Origin of the sequence: Streptomyces silaceus, from assembly GCF_001419745.1 — a bacterium.
Classification (GTDB): Bacteria; Actinomycetota; Actinomycetes; order Streptomycetales; family Streptomycetaceae; genus Streptomyces; species Streptomyces silaceus.
In genome coordinates, this window is the sequence record NZ_LIRJ01000247.1 from 1 (window position 1) to 20,286 (window position 20,286).

General features: G+C 73.6%; 8 protein-coding genes. 4 read left to right on the plus strand and 4 right to left on the minus strand.

Annotated features, from left to right (window positions below; all coding sequences use genetic code 11):
• Window positions 1-28: 28 nt before the first annotated feature.
• The 4 genes from AOK22_RS22980 to AOK22_RS22995 all read right to left on the minus strand — a co-directional run bounded on the left by AOK22_RS22980 (window position 29) and on the right by AOK22_RS22995 (window position 17,162).
• Window positions 29-241, minus strand: coding sequence for an MbtH family protein (locus tag AOK22_RS22980; protein ID WP_055700598.1), 213 nt, complete (start codon window positions 239-241; stop codon window positions 29-31).
• Window positions 238-14,511, minus strand: coding sequence for a non-ribosomal peptide synthetase (locus tag AOK22_RS22985; RefSeq protein ID WP_055700599.1), 14,274 nt, complete (start codon window positions 14,509-14,511; stop codon window positions 238-240). The genes AOK22_RS22980 and AOK22_RS22985 overlap by 4 nt, the downstream gene beginning before the upstream one ends.
• 135 nt (window positions 14,512-14,646) lie before the next feature.
• On the minus strand, window positions 14,647-15,651 hold the full coding sequence (locus AOK22_RS22990; protein ID WP_055700600.1) for an iron-siderophore ABC transporter substrate-binding protein: 1,005 nt from the start codon (window positions 15,649-15,651) through the stop codon (window positions 14,647-14,649).
• A gap of 161 nt (window positions 15,652-15,812) precedes the next feature.
• Entirely contained in the window at window positions 15,813-17,162 is a 1,350-nt protein-coding gene (locus tag AOK22_RS22995; protein ID WP_055700601.1) for a lysine N(6)-hydroxylase/L-ornithine N(5)-oxygenase family protein, read from the minus strand.
• 260 nt (window positions 17,163-17,422) lie between these two features.
• Here AOK22_RS22995 and AOK22_RS23000 point away from each other — a divergent pair, with 260 nt between their 5' ends.
• From AOK22_RS23000 to AOK22_RS23015, 4 genes are all read left to right on the plus strand, one after another.
• Window positions 17,423-18,370: a methionyl-tRNA formyltransferase gene (locus tag AOK22_RS23000; RefSeq protein ID WP_055700602.1), complete on the plus strand. Its 948-nt coding sequence runs from the start codon at window positions 17,423-17,425 to the stop codon at window positions 18,368-18,370.
• Window positions 18,371-18,500: 130 nt separating this feature from the next.
• Window positions 18,501-19,289 carry a PIG-L deacetylase family protein gene (locus AOK22_RS23005; protein ID WP_079036757.1) on the plus strand — a complete coding sequence of 263 codons (789 nt, stop codon included), beginning with the start codon at window positions 18,501-18,503 and terminating at the stop codon, window positions 19,287-19,289.
• Between the two features lie 104 nt (window positions 19,290-19,393).
• Window positions 19,394-19,813, plus strand: coding sequence for a VOC family protein (locus tag AOK22_RS23010; RefSeq protein ID WP_055700603.1), 420 nt, complete (start codon window positions 19,394-19,396; stop codon window positions 19,811-19,813).
• A 43-nt stretch (window positions 19,814-19,856) separates the two neighbouring features.
• Complete coding sequence (locus AOK22_RS23015) at window positions 19,857-20,285, plus strand: helix-turn-helix transcriptional regulator (RefSeq protein WP_055700604.1); 429 nt, start codon at window positions 19,857-19,859, stop codon at window positions 20,283-20,285.
• Window position 20,286: the final 1 nt, after the last annotated feature.

Consider the following 20,286-nt stretch of genomic DNA (forward strand, 5'->3'; position numbering starts at 1 on the left):
CGTCGGGCTTTGTCCTGCCGTACGGGGCTCAGCCCTGCTGGGCGGCGACCAGGCTGGCCGGGCGCAGGTCCGTCCAGTTGGTCTCCACGTACTCCAGGCACGCCTCGCGGGTGTCCTCGCCGAAGACGCTTCGCCAACCGGCGGGGACCTCCGCGAAGGAAGGCCACAGCGAGTGCTGGTTCTCGTCGTTGACCAGCACCAGGAAGCCGGCCTGCGGGTCCTCGAACGGGTTGGTGGTCATGCGTTCTCACTCCTCATGGATGTGCAGGTGAACAGCTCGGACAGGGGCTGTTCGGAGTCTGCCGCGACGGTCCGCAGCAGGGTCTTCAGTTCGGCGGCGAGCCGCCGGGCCTTCGCTTCGCCGAGCCGTCCCGTGGCGTGGATCAGACCGCAGTGGACGGGTCCGTCGCCGCGCGGCTCGTAGAAGCTGAGGGTCAGTTCGGCCCGTGCCGAGCCGGTCGGCACGGCCTGGAGCTCGCCGACGCCGCCCTCGAGACGGTCCAGGTCCGCCTGTTCGTGGTGGATCACCATGACCTGCGGGCCCTCCGGCCGCAGTCCGGCCGTGCGGACGACCTCGTCGAACGGCACGTCCTGGTGGTCCAGGGCGCTCAGCGTGGTCTCCCGCACCCGGGTCAGCAGCTCCGTGAAGGTCGGATCGCCGCCGGTGTCGGTGCGCAGCACCACGGTGTTGAAGAAGCAGCCCACCAGGTCGGCGAGTTGATCGTCGGTGCGTCCGGCGACCATCGTACCGATGGGCAGGTCGGTACCCGCGCCGTGCGCGGTGAGCAGCGCCGCGAGGGCGGAGTGCAGCACCATGAACATGCTGGTGCCGCTCGCCCGCGCGAGCCGGTCCACGCCCGCGTGCAGCTCCTCGTCGAGAACGAACCCGACGTGACCGGCGGCCCGGCGCGCGCCGTGGCCGTCCGCGCCGTCGGCCGGCGGCCCGTCGGCGGGCAGGTCCAGGGCGCGGGGCGCGTCCTGGAGCCGCTGCCGCCAGTACGCGAGCTGCCGCCCGCCCCGACTGTCCGGATCGGCGAGGTCGCCGAGGATCTCGCGCGCCCAGCGGGCGTAGTCGGCGTACGTCACCGGGAGCGGCTCCCAGACGGGCGCGCCACCGGCCACGCGCGCGGCGTAGGCCGTGGTGAGGTCGCGGAACAGGGGCACGACCGACCACTCGTCGACCGCGAGGTAGTGCAGGGTCAGGAGGACGGCCTGGGCCCCGTCGGGAGCGGTGAGCAGATGGGCCCGCAGCGGCGGCTCGTGGGCCGGATCCGGTGACCCGGCGGCCAGTTCGGCGAGCCGGCTCTCCAGGTCGGCGCAGTGTTCCTCGGCGAGGGCCGGCGCGTCGACGGGCCGCTGGTGCACCGCGCCGTCGTGCTCGGCGAACGCGGTGCGCAGCGGCTCGTGCCGGGCCGTCACGTCGGCGAGCGCGGCGGCCAGGGCGTCGGCGTCCAGGCCGCCGGGAGAGCGCAGCACCAGCGCGTGGTCGAAGCCGGGGCCGCGCAGCGCGGACTCCCACTGCCACTGCTGGACGGGCGCCACCGGCGGCTCGGCACGGTCCGCGTCCGGGGCCCTCGAGGGGCGCAGCGCGGGCCGGGCGGCGGCGGCACCGTCCAGCTTGCCCGCGACACCGGCGACGGTCAGCGCGTCGAAGACGTCCCGGATGCTCAGCTCCACCCCGAACTCGGCGCGGATGCGGCCCAGGAGCCGCATCGAGGCCATCGAGTGGCCGCCGAGCGCGAAGAAGTTGTCGTGCACGCCGACCTCGTCCAACTTGAGTACCTCGCAGAACAGCGCGGCGAGCCGGGCCTGCGTGGGGGTCGCCGGGCGGGCGTCGCCGGTCATCCCGGCCCAGTCCGGCGCGGGCAGCGCCTTGTGGTCGAGCTTGCCGTTGGGCGTCAGCGGCAGCGGGCCGTCCAGCGGTACGACGAGCGCGGGGACCATGTACTCGGGCAGCTGCCCGGCGACGTGGGCGCGCAGTTCCTGCGGGTCGAGTGCGCGCGGCGCGGATCCGTCGGCCTCCGGTACGGCGTAGCCGATGAGACGGACGATGTCGCCGTCGCGGTCGGGCACCACGGCGGCCTGGCCGACCGACGGGTGGCCGGTGAGCGCCGCCTCGATCTCCCCGAGCTCGATGCGGAATCCGCGGATCTTCACCTGGGTGTCGACCCGGCCGAGGAAGTCGAGGTTGCCGTCGGCGCGCCAGCGGGCGCGGTCCCCGGTGCGGTACATGCGGCTGCCGGGCGCGCCGAACGGGTCGGCGACGAAGCGCTGTGCGGTGAGCGCGCTCTGGCCGAGGTAGCCGCGGGCGAGGCCGCGTCCGGCGACGTACAGCTCGCCGATGACGCCGGGCGGCACGGGACGCAGGTGCGCGTCCAGGACATAGGCGCGGGTGTTGGGGTCGGGGCGGCCGATCGGGACGCGCCCCGAGACGCGGCCGCCCTGGGCGCGGGCCTGCCACAGCGTCGAGTTGACCGTCGCCTCGGTGAGGCCGTAGGCGCAGATCAGGTTCGCGGTGGCGCCGAACCGTTCGAAGAGGTCGGCGGGCACGGTCTCGGTGCCGACCAGGACGGTCGACCCCTCGGGCAGGGCGCAGCCCGCGGGCAGCGCCGACACCAGGGACGGCGGCAGGATCATGTGGGTGATCGCCTGGTCCGCGAGGAAGTCGGTGAGCGCGGGGCCCGCGACGCGCGCCTCGTCGGTGATCAGGACGAGCCGGCCGCCGTGGCACAGCGCCATCGCCAGTTCGAAGACGAAGACGTCGAAGCCGATCGAGGCGAACTGCAGGACGCTGCTGTCGTGGCGCAGGCCCATGCGGTCGACGGCCGTGGCGACGAGGCTGGCGATGCCCTCGTGCGGCACGGCCACGCCCTTGGGGCGGCCGGTCGAACCGGAGGTGTAGATCACGTACGCGGCGTGGTCCAGGCCGGCGGGCCCCTCGGCCACGGGGGTTCCGGGCAGGGCGGCCAGTTCGGTGACGGTGTCCGGGGCGTCCAGGAGCACCACCGGTACGCCCGTGACGTCCGGGATCTTGCCGGCGACCGGTTCGGTGCCGACCACGACGGCGGCACCGGAGTCCTCGATCATGTAGGTGAGGCGGTCGCCGGGGTGGACCAGGTCGAGCGGCAGGAACGCGGCGCCCAGCTTCAGGGCGGCGACGACGGTGGCGATCATGTCCGCCGAGCGCGGCACGGCCACGCCGACCACGCTCTCCTCGCCGACGCCGCGCGCGGCGAGCAGTCGGGCGATGCGGCTCGCGCGGGCGTCGAGTTCGGCGTACGTCACCGAGCGGTCGCGGTCGACGACCGCGACGGCGTCCGGGCGCTCGGCGACCCAGCGGGCGAACAGCTGCGGCGCGGTGGCCTCGTCGACCGGGCGGGGCGCGCCGTTGAACCCGTCGAGGACCAGGTGCCGTTCGTCGGCGGAGAGGATCTCCGCCCGGGAGAGCGGCTGTTCGGGGGCGGCGACGAGGGCCGCCACCAGGCGGCGCAGCCGGTCGGCGATGCGCTCGGCGGTCTCCTGGTCGAACAGTTCGGTGGCGAACTCCAGGCGGCAGCCGAGGGAGTCGCCCGTGCCGTCGTCGGTGGTGTGCTCGGTGAAGCTGAACACGAGGTCGAACTTGGCGGAGCCGATGCCGAACGGCACGTACCGGGCGCTCAGTCCGGGCAGTTCCAGCGCGTCTCCGGTGCGGGCGTGGTAGCCGACCATGACCTGGAACAGCGGGTTGCGGGACAGCGAGCGGGTCGGGTTGATCTTCTCCACGACCGACTCGAAGGGCACGTCGGCGTGGGAGAACGCGGCCAGGTCGCTCTCGCGCACCCGGCCGAGCAGCTCGGTGAAGCTGGGGTCGCCGGCCAGGTCGGTGCGGAGCACCAGCGTGTTGACGAAGAAGCCGACGAGGTCGTCGAGGGCCTCGTCGCCGCGGCCCGCGATGGGCGCGCCGAGCGGGATGTCCGTGCCGGCGCCGAGCCGGTGGAGCAGCGCCGCCACCGCCGCGTGCACGACCATGAACATGCTGGCGCCGCTCGCGCGGGCGAGTCCGCGCAGGCCCTCGTGGACGGCGGCGTCGAAGCGGATGTCGAGCTCCGCGCCGGAGAACGCCGGCCGGGCGGGGCGCGGCCGGTCGGCGGGCAGCTCCAGCTCCTCGGGCGCACCACTCAGCGCGCTTTCCCAGTACGCGAGTTGACGTGCCGCGAGACTGCTGTCGTCGGCCGGGTCGCCGAGGAGGCGCTGCTGCCACAGCGCGTAGTCGGCGTACTGCACGGGCAGGCGCTCCCAGTCGGGGGCGCGGCCGTCGAGACGGGCGGCGTACGCGTCGCCGAGGTCCCGCAGGAAGGGCCGGTCGGACCACTCGTCGGTGGTGATGTGGTGCAGCAACAGGACGACGAGGTGGTCGTCGGGGGTGATCTCCACGACCGTGGTGCGCAGCGGGAGTTCGGCGGCGAGGTCGAACGGCCGCCGCACGGCGGCGTCGACGATACCGGGCACCTCGTCCTCGGTCGCGCGCAGCCGCTCCACGGCGAGGTGCGCGTCCTCGACGGGCAGCACCCGCTGGAACGCCTGTCCGTCGCGTTCGGCGAAGACCGTGCGCAGCGCCTCGTGGCGGGCGGTGACGTCGCTGAGCGCGGCGCGCCACGCGTCGTGGTCGAAGGGGCCGCTCAGCCGCATGACCAGCGGGAAGTTGTACGCGGCCGAGGTGCACTCGATCTGCTGGATGACCCAGAGCCGCTGCTGGGCGTGCGAGAGCGGCAGCTCGTCCGGCCGGTCGGCGGCGGTGAGCGCCGGTCGCGCGGCGCCCTGCGTGCCTGCCGCGCGCTCGACGAGTTCGGCGACGGTGGGCGCCTCGAACAGGTCACGGATGGCGAGCTCGGCGTCGAGCGCGGTGCGGGCGCGGCTGATGAGCCGGGTGGCGAGCAGCGAGTGCCCGCCCAGTTCGAAGAAGTTGCTGTCGATGCCGACGCTGTCCGGCGCGAGGCCGAGCGCCTCGGCGAAGAGCGCGCACAGCGTCTCCTCGCGCGGGGTGCGGGGCGCCCGTCCGGCCGTGCCGCCCGCGAAGTCCGGGGCGGGCAGGGCCTTGACGTCCAGCTTGCCGTTGACGGTCAGCGGCAGGGTCGCCACGGGGACCAGCGCGGACGGGACCATGTAGTCGGGCAGCCCGGCCTTGAGGTGGTCGCGCAGTGTCTGCGTCAGGTCGTCGCCGGGCCCGGTGCCGTCCTCGGGCACGACGTAGCCGACCAGGCGCTTGGTCCCGGCGTTCTCGTGCACGACCACGGCCGCGTGCGCGACGGCGGGGTGCGCGGACAGCGCCGTGGAGATCTCGCCCAGCTCGACGCGGTAGCCGCGGATCTTGACCTGGTCGTCGGTGCGGCCGAGGAAGTCCAGCAGGCCGTCGGGCCGCTGGCGCACCAGGTCGCCGGTGCGGTACATCCGCTCCCCCGGCGCCCCGAACGGGTCGGCGACGAACCGCTCGGCGGTCAGTCCCGGCCGGTCGTGGTAGCCGCGGGCGAGTCCCGTGCCGGCGATGTACAGCTCGCCGGGGCTGCCCGGCGGGACGGGGCGCAGCATGCCGTCGAGGACGTGCGCGCGGGTGTTGCGGATGGGCCGGCCGACGGTGGAGGTGGCGCTGTCGGCGGTGGACCCGCCGAGGGTGTTGATCGTGTACTCGGTCGGTCCGTAGAGGTTGTAGCCGTACGTCCCCTCGGTGCGCAGCAGCCGCGTCCAGACGGTGTCGGGCACGGCCTCGCCGCCGAGCAGCACGAGCGCGGGCCGGTGCCTGCCGGTCGTCGCGTCGTGGTCGAGGAGCCCTTCCTCGATGAGCAACTGGGCATACGTGGGCGTGACGTTGACGACGTCGACCCGGCGCCGGTCGCAGTAGGCGACGAGCGCCTCGGCGTCGCGGCGCAGCTCCTCGTCGCAGACGTGCACCTCGTGGCCCTCGACGAGCCAGAGCAGTTCCTCCCAGGACATGTCGAAGGCGAAGGACACGGTGTGCGCGATGCGCAGCCGTCGCCCGCCGGCCGAGGCGATGGCCGGGTCGAAGATCTCCTTCTGGTGGTTGAGCTGCATGTTCGTCAGACCCCGGTAGGGGGTGACGACGCCCTTGGGGCGGCCGGTGGAGCCGGAGGTGTAGATGACGTACGCCGGGTGCTCCAGGCGGTCCGGCACGCCGTGGGCGAACGCGGGCCGCTCGGCGTCGGTGATCCCGCCGCCGGGCAGCGCGGCCAGTTCGGCCGCCACGGTCTCGTCGTCCAGGAGGAGTTCGGGGGCGACGGGTCCGTCCGGGCCGCGCAGGGCCGGCGCGACGGCGGCCGTGGAGACCAGGCACAGCGGCCCGGTGTCCTCGGCCATCAGGCGCAGCCGGTCGGCGGGGTGGTCGAGGTCGAGCGGCAGATAGGCGGCGCCGGTGCGCAGCACGGCGAAGAGCGCGGCCACCATGTCGAGGGACCGGGGCAGGGCGAGCGCCACGACCCGCTCGGGCCCCGCGCCGCGGGCGAGCAGCAGCCGGGCGAGCCGGTTGATGCGGGCGTCCAGTTCGGCGTAGGTCAGGGCCCGTTCGCCGAAGACCAGCGCGACCGCGTCCGGGGTACGGGCGACCTGCGCGGTGAGCAGGTCGGCGATGGTCTCGTCGGGCACCGGCTCCCGGCTGTCACGCCGGTCGGCGGCCAGCGCGGCGTGCTCGGCGGGCAGCAGGAGGTCGACGCCGACCGTGCGGGCGGCCCCGGGGGCGGGGCCGTCGAGGGTGTCGGCGAGCCGGTCGAGGACGGTCGTGAACCGGGCGAGGATCGCGGTGGCGTCCCGCTCGGCGAACAGGTCGGGCCGGGCGGCCAGGGTGACGCGCAGCCGGGCGCCGGGGGTGACGATGAGGGTGAGCGGGAAGTGGGTGCCGTCGACGTTGGACACCCCGGTGATGCCGTGCCGCTCCCGCAGCGCGGCGGCGCGGTCCTCGCCGTCGGCCGAGCGGAGCACGAACAGCGTGTCGAACAGGCGGCGGTGGCCGGTCTCCTGCTGGAGGGTGCCGAGCCCCACGTACTCGTAGGGCATGACGGCCGCGCGTTCGGACTGCATGCGCCGCAGGAGGTCCAGGAGCGGCTCGTCGGGGGTGAAGGCGACACGGGCCGGGACGGTGTTGAGGAACATGCCGATGATCCCGGCCACGTCCGGCACGTCGGCCGGGCGTCCGGCGACGGCCGTTCCGAAGGCGACGTCGGCGCGGCCGGTGAGCGCCGAGAGGACCAGGCCCCAGGCGGCGTTGAGCACGGTGTTGAGGGTGAGTCCGTGGCGGCGGGCGAGGGTGCGCAGCCGGTCGCCGGTCTCCTGGGGCAGGAGGGCGTCGAAGTCCACCGGGATGACCGGTCCGCCGTCGCGTCCCGTGGGCGCGACCAGGGTCGGCTCGTCGAACCCGGCGAGCGCCCCGCGCCAGGCGCCGAGCGCGGCGGCGGTGTCCTGCTGGTCGAGCCAGGCCAGGTAGTCGCGGTAGGAGCCGGGCAGCGGCAGGCCGGTGGCGTCGCCGGCGCGCTCGTACAGCGTGAAGAGCTCCTCCAGGAACAGCCAGGCCGACCAGCCGTCCCAGAGGATGAGGTGGTGGGTGACCACGAGGCGGTCCCTGCCGTCGCCGAGGCGGATCAGCAGCAGGCGGCACAGCGGCGCCGCGGTCAGGTCGAAGCGGTGCCTGCGGTCGGCGGCCAGCAACTCCTCGACGCGGGCGTCCTGTTCGTCCGCCGGCAGGTGGGACAGGTCCTCCTCGGCCAGCGGGATCTCGGCGTCGTCCACGATGAACTGCACGGGGCGGGGCAGGCCGTCGCTGGTGAACCCGGCGCGCAGGCTGGTGTTGCGGGCCAGGAGCGCCCGGCAGGCGGCGCGCAGCCGGTCCGCGTCGACGCGCCGGTCGAAGTCCAGGGACTCCTGGGACTGGTAGACGTCGAGCGCGTCACCGGCGTCGTACGTGGCGTGGAAGTACATGCCCTCCTGGAGCGGGGAGAGCGGCCAGATGTCCGCGACCGGCAGCCCGGCGACGGCGTGGACGCGGGCGGTCTCCTCCTCGGTGAGGTCGAGTCCGCCGAGCGGGGCGGGAACCACCGGCTCCTCGGGGGTCTGGGGAGCGGCGGCGGTCAGCTGGGCGAGGAGCGCCTGGAGCGCGGGGTCGACGGCCGCGCCGGACTGCTGCTGCGCGGCCAGGACGGCCTGGAGGGCGGCCGCGGCCTGGCCCGCGTCGGACGCGGAGACGGTCACGCCGTCCGCGGGCGCGGCCCCGGCGGCCGGCTCGGGCCCGGTCGGCGCCGCCGCCGCGGCGAGGGCCTCGGGCGTGCGGTGCTCGAAGACGTCGCGCGGGCTGAGAGCCAGGCCCTGCTCGCGGGCGCGGGTGGCGACGGCGATGGAGGTGAGGCTGTCGCCGCCCAGGACGAAGAAGTCGTCGTCCGCGCCGATCCCGTCGATGCCGAGGACGTCGGTGAACACGGCGCACAGGGCGCGCTCGCGGTCGTCGCGGGGCGCGCGTCCGCCGGACCGGGGCGCGGCCTCGGGTGCGGGCAGGGCGTTCTGGTCGAGCTTGCCGCTGGGCGTCAGCGGAAGTTCGCCGATGACGACGAGGACGCTCGGGACCATGGTGGCGGGCAGCGCGTCGGCGAGTCCCGTCCGCAGCGCCTCGACGTCCGGGTCCGTGCCGTGGGCGGGGACGGCGTAGCCGACGAGGGCGCCGTCGCGGGCGATCACGGCCGCGCGGGCGACGCCGGGCAGGGCCGCGAGGGCCGTCTCGATCTCGCCGAGCTCGATGCGGTTGCCGCGGATCTTGACCTGGCGGTCGGTGCGGCCGAGGTACTCGACGCTCCCATCGGCGCGGCGGCGCACCAGGTCGCCGGTGCGGTACATCCGCTCCCCCGGCGCCCCGAACGGGTCGGCGACGAACCGCTCGGCGGTCAGCGCGGCCCGTCCGTGGTAGCCGCGGGCCAGTTGGACACCGGCCAGGTACAGCTCGCCGGGCACCCCGTCGGGCACCGGGCGCAGATAGGGGTCGAGAACGTGGAGGCGGGTGTTCCACACGGGGTGGCCGATCGGCACGGCCTGCTCGGTGGCGCCCTCGTAGGGGAAGTGCGTCACGTCGACGGCCGCCTCGGTGGGGCCGTACAGGTTGTGCAGCGGTACGGGCCCGTGCCCGGGCCGGGACGTCAGGTCCCGCCAGCGCCGCGCGTCGGCGCCCATGAGCGCCTCGCCGCTGCAGAACACGCGGCGCAGGCTCGCCGCCCAGTCGGGCGCGTGCGGGGTGGCCTCCATGGTCTGCACGTACGCGGCGAGCATCGACGGCACGAAGTGCAGCGTCGTGACGCGCCGGGCGTGGATCAGCTCGGCCAGATAGACCGGGTCGCGGTGGCCGTCGGGGCGGGCGAGGACGACCGTCGCGCCCTCGGTCAGCGCCCAGAAGAACTCCCAGACCGACACGTCGAAGCTGGCCGGCGTCTTCTGCAGCACCCGGTCGTCGGCGGTCAGTCCGTACGTGCCCTGCATCCACGCGAGGCGGTTGACGATCGCCCGGTGCGGGACGGCGACGCCCTTGGGGCGGCCGGTGGAGCCGGAGGTGTAGATCAGGTACGCGGGGTCGCCGGGCCCGGCCGGGCGCGCGGGCGCCGCGGCGGTGTCCTCGACCGGTTCGAGGCCGTCGACGACGAGGGGGGCGAGGCCCGGTACCGAGGGCAGCCGTCCCGCCGCCTCCGCGGTGGTCACGACGGTCCGCGTGCCCGAGTCGGCGAGCATGAACGCGACCCGGTCGGCCGGGTAGTCGAGGTCGACGGGCAGATAGGCGGCGCCCGCCTTGAGCACGCCGAGCAGCGCGACCATCAGCCGCGCCGAGCGGGGCACCGCGACGGCGACGTAGCTCTCGGGACCCGCGCCGCGCGCCCGCAGGCGCCGCGCCAGCTCCTCGGCCTGACGGTCCAGTTCCGCGTACGTCAGCGTGGTGTCCTCGAAGACGACGGCGGTGGCGTGCGGGGTGCGGGCCACCTGGTCGGCGAAGAGCGAGGCGAGGGTGGCGTCGGGGACCGCGTGGTCGGTGGCGTTCAGTTCCGCGAGGCGCCCGTGCTCGCGGTCGGAGAGCAGGCCGATGCGGGCGACGGGGCGGCCGGGGTCGGTGACCAGGGTTCGCAGCAGGGCCACGAAACGCTGGGCGAGCACGGCCACGGTGACGTCGTCGAGGTGGGCGGCGTGGTGCTTGAAACGCAGCAGCAGTCCGTCGTCGCCCGGCTCGACGACGAGCGCCAGCGGGTAGTGGACGGCGTCGAACACCTCGGCGCCGGTGATGTACGGCTCCCCCGCGTCCTGGCCGTCCCGCACGTCCCCGGTCGGGTAGTTCTCGAACACGACGAGCGTGTCGAAGAGTTCGCCGCCGCCCGCGACGCGCTGGATGTCGGCGAGTCCGAGGTGCTGGTGGTCGAGGAGCGCCGCGTGCTCGTCCTGGACGCGCCGCAGGAGGTCGGCGAGCGGCTCGTCGGGGCGCAGGGTCACGCGGGCCGGGACGGTGTTGATGAACAGGCCGACGGCCGAGTCCAGTCCCGTGACCTCCGTGGTCCGGCCGGACACGGTCGTGCCGAACACCACGTCCTGGCTGCCCGTCAGACCGCCGATGAGCAGGCCCCACAGGCCGTGGACGACGGTGCTGAGGGTCAGGCCGTGGGTCCTGGCACAGGCGGTCAGCGCGTCGGCGAGGTCGCGCGGCAGCCGGGTGTCGACGTGGCCGGGCTCGGCCGTCGCGTCCGGGCCGGCGTCCGCCGGGGTGGGCGCGGGCAGCCGGGTGGGTCCTTCGAAGCCGTGCAGCGCCCGGCCCCAGGCCTCGCGGGCGGCGGCGCGGTCCCGGCCGGCCAGCCAGGCGAGGTAGGGGCGCGGGTCCACCGGGGCCGGCAGGTCCAGGCCCCGGTGGGCGGCGGTCAGTTCGCGCAGCAGGACGGAGACGGACCAGCCGTCGGCGACGATGTGGTGCAGGGTGAGCAGGAGCCGGTGGCGCGGTCCGTCGGTGATGAGGGTGGCCCGCAGCAGGGGCGGGTGCCCGAGGTCGAACCCCTCGGCGCGGTCGGCGCGCAGGAGGTCGTCGAGTCCGGTCACGGAGGTGTCGGCGGTGCGCCAGGGCAGGGTGAGCCGGTCCGCGAGGCGCTGGACGACCTCGCCGCCGGGGAGCTGGCGGAAGGAGGCGCGCAGGAGCGGGTGCCGGTCGAGGAGCGACTGGAGGGTGCGGCGCAGCAGGTCCGGGTCGACGGGTCCCGCGAGGTCGAAGAGCTCCTGGACGACGTAGAGGTCGGCCGCGTCGTCGTCGAACTCCGCGTGGAAGAAGAAACCTTCCTGGAGCGGGGAGACCGGCAGGGCGTCGTCGTCGAGGGAGACGGACGTCACGGGCCGTGCGGGTTCCGCGGTCTGGGCCGCGCGGGCGAGCGCCGCCACGGTGCGCCGCCGGAACACGTCGCGCGGGGTCAGCGCGAGACCGGCTTCGCGGGCGCGGTTGACCAGCTGGATGGCGACGATGCTGTCGCCGCCCAGCTCGAAGAAGCTGTCGTGGACGCCGACCGCCGGCAGGCCGAGGACGTCGGCGCACAGCCCGGCGAGCACGGTCTCGGCCGGGGTGCTCGGCGCGTCGGCGCCGGTCGCGGCCGCCACGGCCGTCCACTGGGGCTCGGGCAGGGCCTTGCCGTCGAGCTTGCCGTTGGGCGTCAGCGGAAGCGGCCGCTCCAGGACGACCACGGCCGAGGGCACCATGTGGTCGGGGAGTTCGGCGGCGACGCGGGCGCGCGCGGCGGTCACCGCGGCGTCGGCGCCATCGGGTGCTCCCCCGTCCGCGACGAGATAGGCGACGAGGCGCTTGACGCCCCGGTGGTCCTCGCGGGCCAGCACGGCGGCCTGGGCGATCCCGTCGCAGGCCATGAAGGCGCTCTCGACCTCGCCGGGCTCGATCCGGTGGCCGCGGATCTTGATCTGGCCGTCCGCGCGGCCGAGGAACTCCAGGTTGCCGTCGGCGCCCCAGCGGACCCGGTCGCCGGTGCGGTACATGCGGGTGCCGGGCGCGCCGAACGGGTCGGCGACGAACCGCTCCGAGGTCAGCGCGGGGCGGCCCAGATAGCCGCGGGCCAGGCCGCGCCCGGCGACGTACAGCTCGCCCTCGGCGCCGACGGGGACGGGACGCAGCGCCGTGTCGAGCACATAGGCGCGGGTGTTGGGGTCGGGGCGGCCGATGGGCGCGGGGCCCGGCCTGCCGGGCTCGGCGGGCCAGAGCGTGGAGTTGACGCTGGCCTCGGTGAGTCCGTACGCGACGACGATCCGCACGCGCCCGGACCAGCGGGCGATCAGCTCGTTCGGCACCGCTTCGGTGCCCACCACGAGGACGGCGCCCTCGGGCAGCTCGCACTCCTGCGGCAGCGCCGAGACGAGCGACGGCGGCAGGATCATGTGCGTGGCGCGGTGGTGCGCGATGTAGTCGGTGAGCGCGGGTCCGGCGACGCGGCGCTCGGCGGGGACGACGATGATCCGGCCGCCGACGCACAGCGACATGATCAGGTCCCAGACGGTCACGTCGAAGCCGACGGAGGCGAACTGCACGACGCGGCTCGTGGCGTCGATGCCGATCCGGTCGGTCGCGGTGGCGACGAGGCTGCCGACGCCGTCGTGCGGGACGACGACGCCCTTGGGGCGGCCGGTGGAGCCGGAGGTGTAGATGACGTACGCGGCCCGGTCCAGGGCGAGGGGCAGGTCCAGGTCGGCGGGGTCCTGCGCGGCGCGGGCGGCCGCGGTGTCCGGGGCGTCGAGCAGGAGGAGGGTGACGCCCGCCGACTCCGGGAGTTCTCCGGCGAGTTCGCGCACGGTGAGGACGGTGCGGGCCCCGGCGTCGTCGAGCATGTAGGCGATGCGGTCTCGGGGGTGGTCGGCGTCCAGCGGGAGGTAGGCGGCGCCCGCCTTCATCACCGCGAGGAGCGCCACCACGAGCTCCGGCGAGCGCGGCAGGGCGACGCCGACGACGTCCTCGGCACGGACCCCGCGGGCGACGAGGAGACGGGCGAGGCGGTTGGCCTCCGCGTTGAGCCCGGCGTACGTCAGCTCTCGGTCCTCGCACACCAGCGCCACGGCGTCGGGCGAGCGGCGGACCTGGGCCTCGAAGGCGGCGGGCCAGGAGAGCTCGGCCACGTCGCGGGGCGCGACGCCGAACTCGTCGAGCAGGCGGGCGCGTTCGGTGCCGTCGACGAGGTCGAGGCGCCCGACGGGCAGTTCGGGGTGCTCGGTGAGGGCGTCGAGCAGGGCGAGGAAGCGGCGCTCGTGGCCGTGGAGCGTGGGCTCGTCGCACTGCTCGGCGTCGGCGTCGAGGTGGACGCGCAGGCCGGTGCCCGAGGCGTACGCGGAGACGCTGACGACGAGGTCGCTGACGGGGCCGAGCCACGCCGGGTGGAGCGCTGCCTCGTGGCCGGGGAAGTCCAGGTCACCGCCGAAGGGCAGGATGTTGACGGTCGGGCCGACCAGTTCCGGGACGCCGTCGACCAGGCCGAGCTCCCTGGCCAGGTCCTCGGCGCGGTAGCGGCCGTGCGTGACGGCGTCGTCCATGGCCCGGCGCACGTCGGCGGCCAGTGCGGCGCCGGTGGTGCCGGGGCGCACGGACAGCCGCAGCGGTACGACGTTGGACACCATGCCGGGCACGGCCCGGGTCTCCTCGTCGTGGCGTGCCGAGACGGGCAGGCCGAGGACGAGGTCCTGCTGTCCGCCGGTGCGGTGCAGATAGGCGGCGACGGCGGCGACCAGCAGGTGGGAGAGGCGTACGCCCGCGTCCGCCGCGGCGGTGCGCAGCCGGGCGGTGCGGTCGGGGGCGAGTTCCGCGGTGCGGCGGATGCGGCGCGTCATCAGCGAGGGGGCGCGCTCGACGAGGCGTGCGGGCTCGGGCCGTCCCGCCATGCGCTCCAGCCAGTAGGCGCGGTCGGCCGCGTGCTGGGCGGAGGTGCGGTACGCCTGGTCCGCGGCCACGAGCCGGGACAGGGGGGCCGCGGGGGCGGCCGCTCCGTCGCCCGCGGTGTAGAGGTCGCCGGCGCGGCGGGTGATCAGGGCGGCGGCCATGCCGTCGGCGACGATGTGGTGGTAGCGCTGGTACCAGAGCAGGTGGTCGTCCGCGAGCCGGAGCACGGCGTGGGCGAACAGCGGGGCGTGCGCGAGGTCGGCAGGACGCTCCCGCTCGGCCGTCATCCAGCCGGTGGCCGCGCCGGGCCCATCCGCTGCTGCGCGCAGGTCGACGACGGGGATGTCGACGGCGTGGCGCTCGGCGGTCTGCCGGGGCGTCCCGTCCTCGGCCGTCACACGGACGTGCAGGGCGTCGGCCTCCTCGACGGACCGGCGTATGGAGTCGATGAACCGTTCCAGGTCGACGTCGCCGCGCAGTTCGAGGACGAACGAGATGTTGTAGGCCGAACTCTCCGGCTCGATCTGCTGAGCAAGCCAGATGCCGGCCTGCCCGCCGGTGACGGGCGTCCGGGCGGCGGAGGTCCGATCCGACTCGGCGTCAAACATCTTCGAAGGGCCTTTCCCTGATCATGCGACGGTGAGAACTCGTGCCGAGACGGCCGGCGTCGACGACGCCGGCCGCGCCCGGTCGGCCGGAGGCGTGCCTTCGCGCGGGTGTCCGGCGGCACCCGGCATGAAGGGCTACTCGATGTCCGCCATCAGCGGTTCGATCTCGTCGATGGCGTACGGGATGGAGAGGACCGTGTTGAAGGAGAACGCGGCGCCGATGTCCGGGTCCTGGTAGGGCACGAACACGTCGCGCTTGTCCTGGTGGACCTTCAGCTTCTTGTACAGCGCCTCGGCCTTGATGCGGTCGTTGGCCTCGGTGCTGGAGGTGACCCAGACGAGGCGGTCGGTGTCGAGGACGTCCAGCTTCTCGGCGCTCAGCTCGGCGACGTTCCAGCCGGGCTTGGCGAGCTTGTCGATCTGGGGCTTCAGCTTGAAGCCGAGCTCGGAGAAGAAGATCGCCTTGGGGTCGGTCTTCGTGAACGCCGAGTACTTGCCCGCCTCGAAGCTGTCGGCCACGGCGAGGGTCTTCTTCGCGAACTCCGGGTGCTTGGACCGGACTTCCTTGAACCGCGCGTCGACGTCCGAGATCAGCTTCTCGGTCTCCTTCGGCTTGCCGAGCGACTTGCCGATCTGCCGGGTCATCGTCTGCCACGGCGCGCCGTAGTCGGCGTGGCCCTTGGGCTGGGCGACGACCTCGGCGATCTGGGAGAGGGTGTCGTACTGCTCCTTCTTCATGCCCGAGTACTGGGCGATGATCAGATCCGGCTGGAGCGCCGCGATCTTCTCCATGTTGTACTCGTCGCGCTCGCCGACGATCTGCGGCTTCGCGGACCCCCACTTCTCCTTCGCCCAGGGCCACTTGCCGTACGGCTTCTCCTTGAACCAGTCCACGGCGCCGACCGGCTTCACGCCGAGCGCGAGCACCGCGTCCTGGTCGGAGAGGCCGAGCGTGACGACCTTCTTGGGCGCCTTGTCGATCGTCGTGCTGCCGTACTTGTGCTTGACCGTCACCGGGAAGGCGGCCGAGTTCGCACCGGCCTCACCGGCCGACTTCGTGTCGGAACCCGACGTGTCGCCACCGCCCCCACAGGCGGTCAGGGCGAGCGCGGCGACGGCGGCGACGGCGGCGACGGCCACGCGGGGAACATGCCTGACCAACCTCGTCAGCACCGGACGTGTACCAGCGGACACGGACTTTCCTTTCACAGGGGTTTTCACAGTGCGCGCCTCGTCCCCCGGGGCGGCGGTGCCACCGGGGAGACGAGGCGGTGTGCGTGGGGGGTGGTTCGGGGGTTTCCCTAGCGGGGTGCGGCGATGCCGTCGGCGACCTGGCGGTCCTCGTCGGCGGGCCGCAGGTTCCCGCCGACGATCGATTCGAGGATCTCGCCGACCCTGATCGCGGTGTTCGACAGGAGCGACGAGGTGATGCCGTGCGTGTGCTCGGTGCCGCCCTGCAGATAGATGCCGCAGCGCAGGGCGGCATCGGCGGCGACGCGGTAGTCGCGGCCGACCTCGACCCGGCCCTCCTCGTCGCGCCGGCAGTAGCCCTCGACCTCGCCGAGCAGGCCCAGCGGGTCGGCGGGCCGGTAGCCCGTGGCGTAGACGACGACGTCGGCGTCGAGGGGCGTCTTCTCGCCGGTGACCAGCGACTCGACCGTGGCCCTGACCCGGTCGGGGCCCTCGACGACGTCGGTGAGCCGGGAGACGTTGAGGAACCGCAGCCGTTCGTTGCCGAGGACCTTCTCCTGGTACGACTGCCGGTAGAGGTCGTCGATCAGATCGATGTCCACCACCGAGTAGTTGGTGTTCCCGTGATAGTCGATCAGCTTGCGCTTCACGTCGTCGGGAGCGGTGAAGTACTCGTCGACCGCGGCCGGGTCGAAGATCCGGTTGGCGAAGCTGCTGTCGTCGGCGGGGCTGTAGCCGTAGCGGGAGAAAACGGCGCAGACCTCCGCATCGGGGAAGTTCCGGTGCAGATAGGCCACGTTCTCGGCGGCGCTCTGACCGGCGCCGACGACGATGAAGCGCGACGGACTGGTCCCCTCCAGCGTCTTCACGCGCTTCAGGAAGTCGGAGTTGTGCCAGACGCGGTCCGTGCGCTCGATGCCTTCCGGCATGTACGGGCGCAGACCGGTGCCGATCACCAGATTCCGGGCACGGTGGACGACCAGCTCCGAGCCGGACCGGGCGGTCACGTCCACGTACTCCACGACCCCGTCGCGCACGACCGGCTCCACGGCGACGACGTCGTGCCCATAGGACACCATGTCGTCGACCTTCTCCGCCGCCCACTCGAAGTAGTCGTGGAACTCGACCCGCAGCGGGAAGAGGTTCTTGTGGTTGACGAAGTCGATCAGCCGGCCCCTGCTCTGCAGGTAGCACAGGAAGCTGAACTCACTGGCCGGATTCCGCATCGTCACAAGGTCCTTGAGGAAGGACACCTGCATCGTCGCGTCGTCGAACAGCATGCCGCGGTGCCAGCCGAACTGCGGCTGCCGCTCGAAGAAGTGCGCGGTGACCGCCTCCTGCCTGCCGACGCGTGCGTTGTGCTCGCTCAGTGCGATCGCCATGGCCACATTGGACGGCCCGAAGCCGATACCTATGAGGTCGTGGATCACCGGTGCGTCGCCAGGAAGAACCTGAGACATGTCACTCCCATCGTGCGGGACAGCCGCCTGTCAGGCGTCGAAAAAGTACGGGGCAGGGCACACCAACGACCGGCGCCCCAGTGGAACTTAGGTAAAGCTAACCTGATCTGGCAAGCCTGTCGACACGCCGGGCAGTCGGCCGGCGCCACAGAAGCGCAGCGCACGACGCCGGAACCCCTTCCGACCTGGGCGACATTGCCTCATTAGGTAAGCCTTGCTTTACTTGACGCCGGTCAGTCGCTCTTCAGAGGAGGAACCCCATGCGGGTCGTCATGTTCGGATATCAGACCTGGGGCCACCGCACCCTCCAAGCGCTCCTGGACTCCGAGCACGACGTGGTGATGGTCGTGACCCACCCCAAGAGCGAGCACGCCTACGAGAAGATCTGGAGCGACTCGGTCGCCGATCTCGCCGAGGAACACGGCGTTCCCGTCCTCATCCGCAACCGCCCCGACGACGAGGAGCTGTTCCAGCGGCTCAAGGAGGCGGACCCGGACATCATCGTGGCGAACAACTGGCGTACGTGGATCCCGCCGCGCATCTTCGGGCTCCCCCGTCACGGCACGCTGAACGTCCACGACTCGCTGCTGCCCAAGTACGCCGGGTTCTCCCCGCTGATCTGGGCCCTGATCAACGGCGAGCCCGAAGTGGGCGTCACCGCGCACATGATGGACGACACGCTCGACGCCGGCGACATCGTGATGCAGCGCGCCGTGCCGGTCGGTCCGAAGGACACGACCACGGACCTCTTCCACAAGACCGTCGACCTCATCGCCCCCGTGACGACCGAGGCGCTCGGCCGCATCGCCGCCGGGGAGACCGAGTTCACCCAGCAGGACCGCTCGCAGGCGAGCTTCTTCCACAAGCGCGCCGAGGAGGACATCCGGATCGACTGGACCTGGCCCGCCGAGGACCTGGAGCGGCTGGTGCGGGCCCAGTCCGCGCCGTACCCGAGCGCGTTCACCTTCCACAAGGGCAGGCGTCTGGAGGTCGTGACCGCGGTCGTCTCCGAGGGGCGCTACGGCGGTACCCCCGGCCGCATCTTCTACCGCGAGGGCGAGGGCGTGGTGATCGTCGCGGGCGCCGACGCGCGCACCGGCCGCAACCACGGCCTCGCCATCACGCGCGTGCGCACCGAGGACGGCCAGGAGCTGGCGGCGACCGACTACTTCCGCTCGATGGGCGGCTACCTCACCGGCCGCGCCTGACAGTTGCCCCCGCCCGGCGCCGCCGCGTGGACGTCCCGGTCCGCGCGGCGGCGCCGTCGTCTCCCGGTACGGCGCCGCACCCCGCACACTGGACCCGTCTGTCGCACCGCGTACGGAGGGAGCCGTATCCATGGCGGAGGAAACCGCGTCCGTGCCCGCCGAGCCCAGCGTCCTCGCGGTCTTCGCCCACCCCGACGACGAGTCCCTGTCGGCCGGCGGTGTGCTCGCCCGGCACGCGGCCGCGGGCGCCCGCACAGCCGTCGTCACGGCGACCTGGGCCGAGGGCACCCACCGCGCCGCCGAACTCGCCGAGGCACTGCGCCTCCTCGGCGCCGGCAGGCCCCGCCTCCTCGGCTTCGCGGACGCGCGCGTGCCGGAGTCGGCGCCCGGCGAGGCACGGCTGTGCGACGCGCCGCTCGACGAGGCGGTGCGTCGACTGGTGGCCCACATCAGGGAGTTCCGCCCGCGGATCGTCCTCACCCACGACGCGTACGGGGGACTCACCGGGCACCCCGACCATGTGCACACCCACCGCGTGACCGTGCTCGCCACCCGGGCGGCCGGACTCGACGGGCTCTACCCCGGCACCGGGGAACCCTGGCAGCCGCGCGCCCTCCATCTGGCGACGCATCCGCACTCGGCGGTCACGGCGCTCGCCGACGTCATCGGCGCGCGCAAGGCGGTGCACAGCACGCCCGACGAGGAGGTCACCGCCGCCGTCGACGTCACCCCTTGGCTGGAAACGAAGGTCGCCGCCGTGCTGGCGCATCGCAGCGAGGTGGAGCGGGGCGCCGTCCCCGCTCTCGTCGCCGGGCTCCCGCGGCACGTCCAGGAACGGGTGCTCGGCACCGAGTGGTACATCCGGCAGGAGACGGTCCCGCCCGCCGTGGCCGTGCGGGAGTCGACGCTCACCGGCTGAGCGGCCCGCCCCGACGGGCGGGCCCCGTCCCGGCACACGGCATCCGCCGCATCGATCAGGATTCGAGAAGCGCCGGTCAGCAGGCCGCGGCTAGCCTCATCGACATGGACATCACCATTCACACCACCGCCCTTCCGCACGTCGACCCGGACGCCTCGGTGGCCTTCTACCGCGACGCCCTCGGCTTCGAGGTCCGTAGCGACGTCGGCCAGGGCACCATGCGCTGGATCACGGTCGGCCCCGTCGGCCAGCCCGGCACGTCCATCCTCCTGGCGCCCCCGGCCGCCGACCCCGGCATCACCGAGGCCGAGCGCCGCACCATCACCGAGATGATGGCCAAGGGCACCTACGGCTGGATCCTGCTGGCCACCCCCGACCTCGACGACACCTTCGCGAAGGTCCAGGCGGGCGACGTCGAGGTCGTCCAGGAGCCGACCGATCAGCCGTACGGCGTACGCGACTGCGCCTTCCGCGACCCCGCGGGCAATCTGATCCGCATTCAGGAACTGCGCGACCAGGGCTGAGCAAGCCGACACGTTCGCCGAGAGGCGAGGAGGGGGAGTTCCCATGTGCCACCCCGCGTGGGCGCGGGCCCGTACCGCCGCGCAGCGCCTGAGCGACTTCGCCCGGCTGCGCCGGGTCCGCGACCGGATCGACCGGGAGTACGCGCTGCCGCTGGACGTCGAGGCGCTCGCCCGCGCCTCGGACGTCCCGGCGGGACGCCTCAGCCGGCAGTTCCGGCTGGCGTACGGCACGTCGCCGTACGGGTATCTGACGGCGCGCCGCATCGAGCACGCGACCGCGCTGCTGCGCCGTGCGGACCTCGCGGACGCCGAGGTCTGCGCCCTGGTCGGCTGGTCGACGCCGGGCACGTTCCGCGCCCGCTTCACCGAGCTGGTCGGCGTGCCGCCCGCCGCGTACCGCCGTGCCGCCCAGGGCCTCACGGGACCGGTCACGAATGAAGAAGCACTGCTCACCCACCCACAACTAGCGTGAT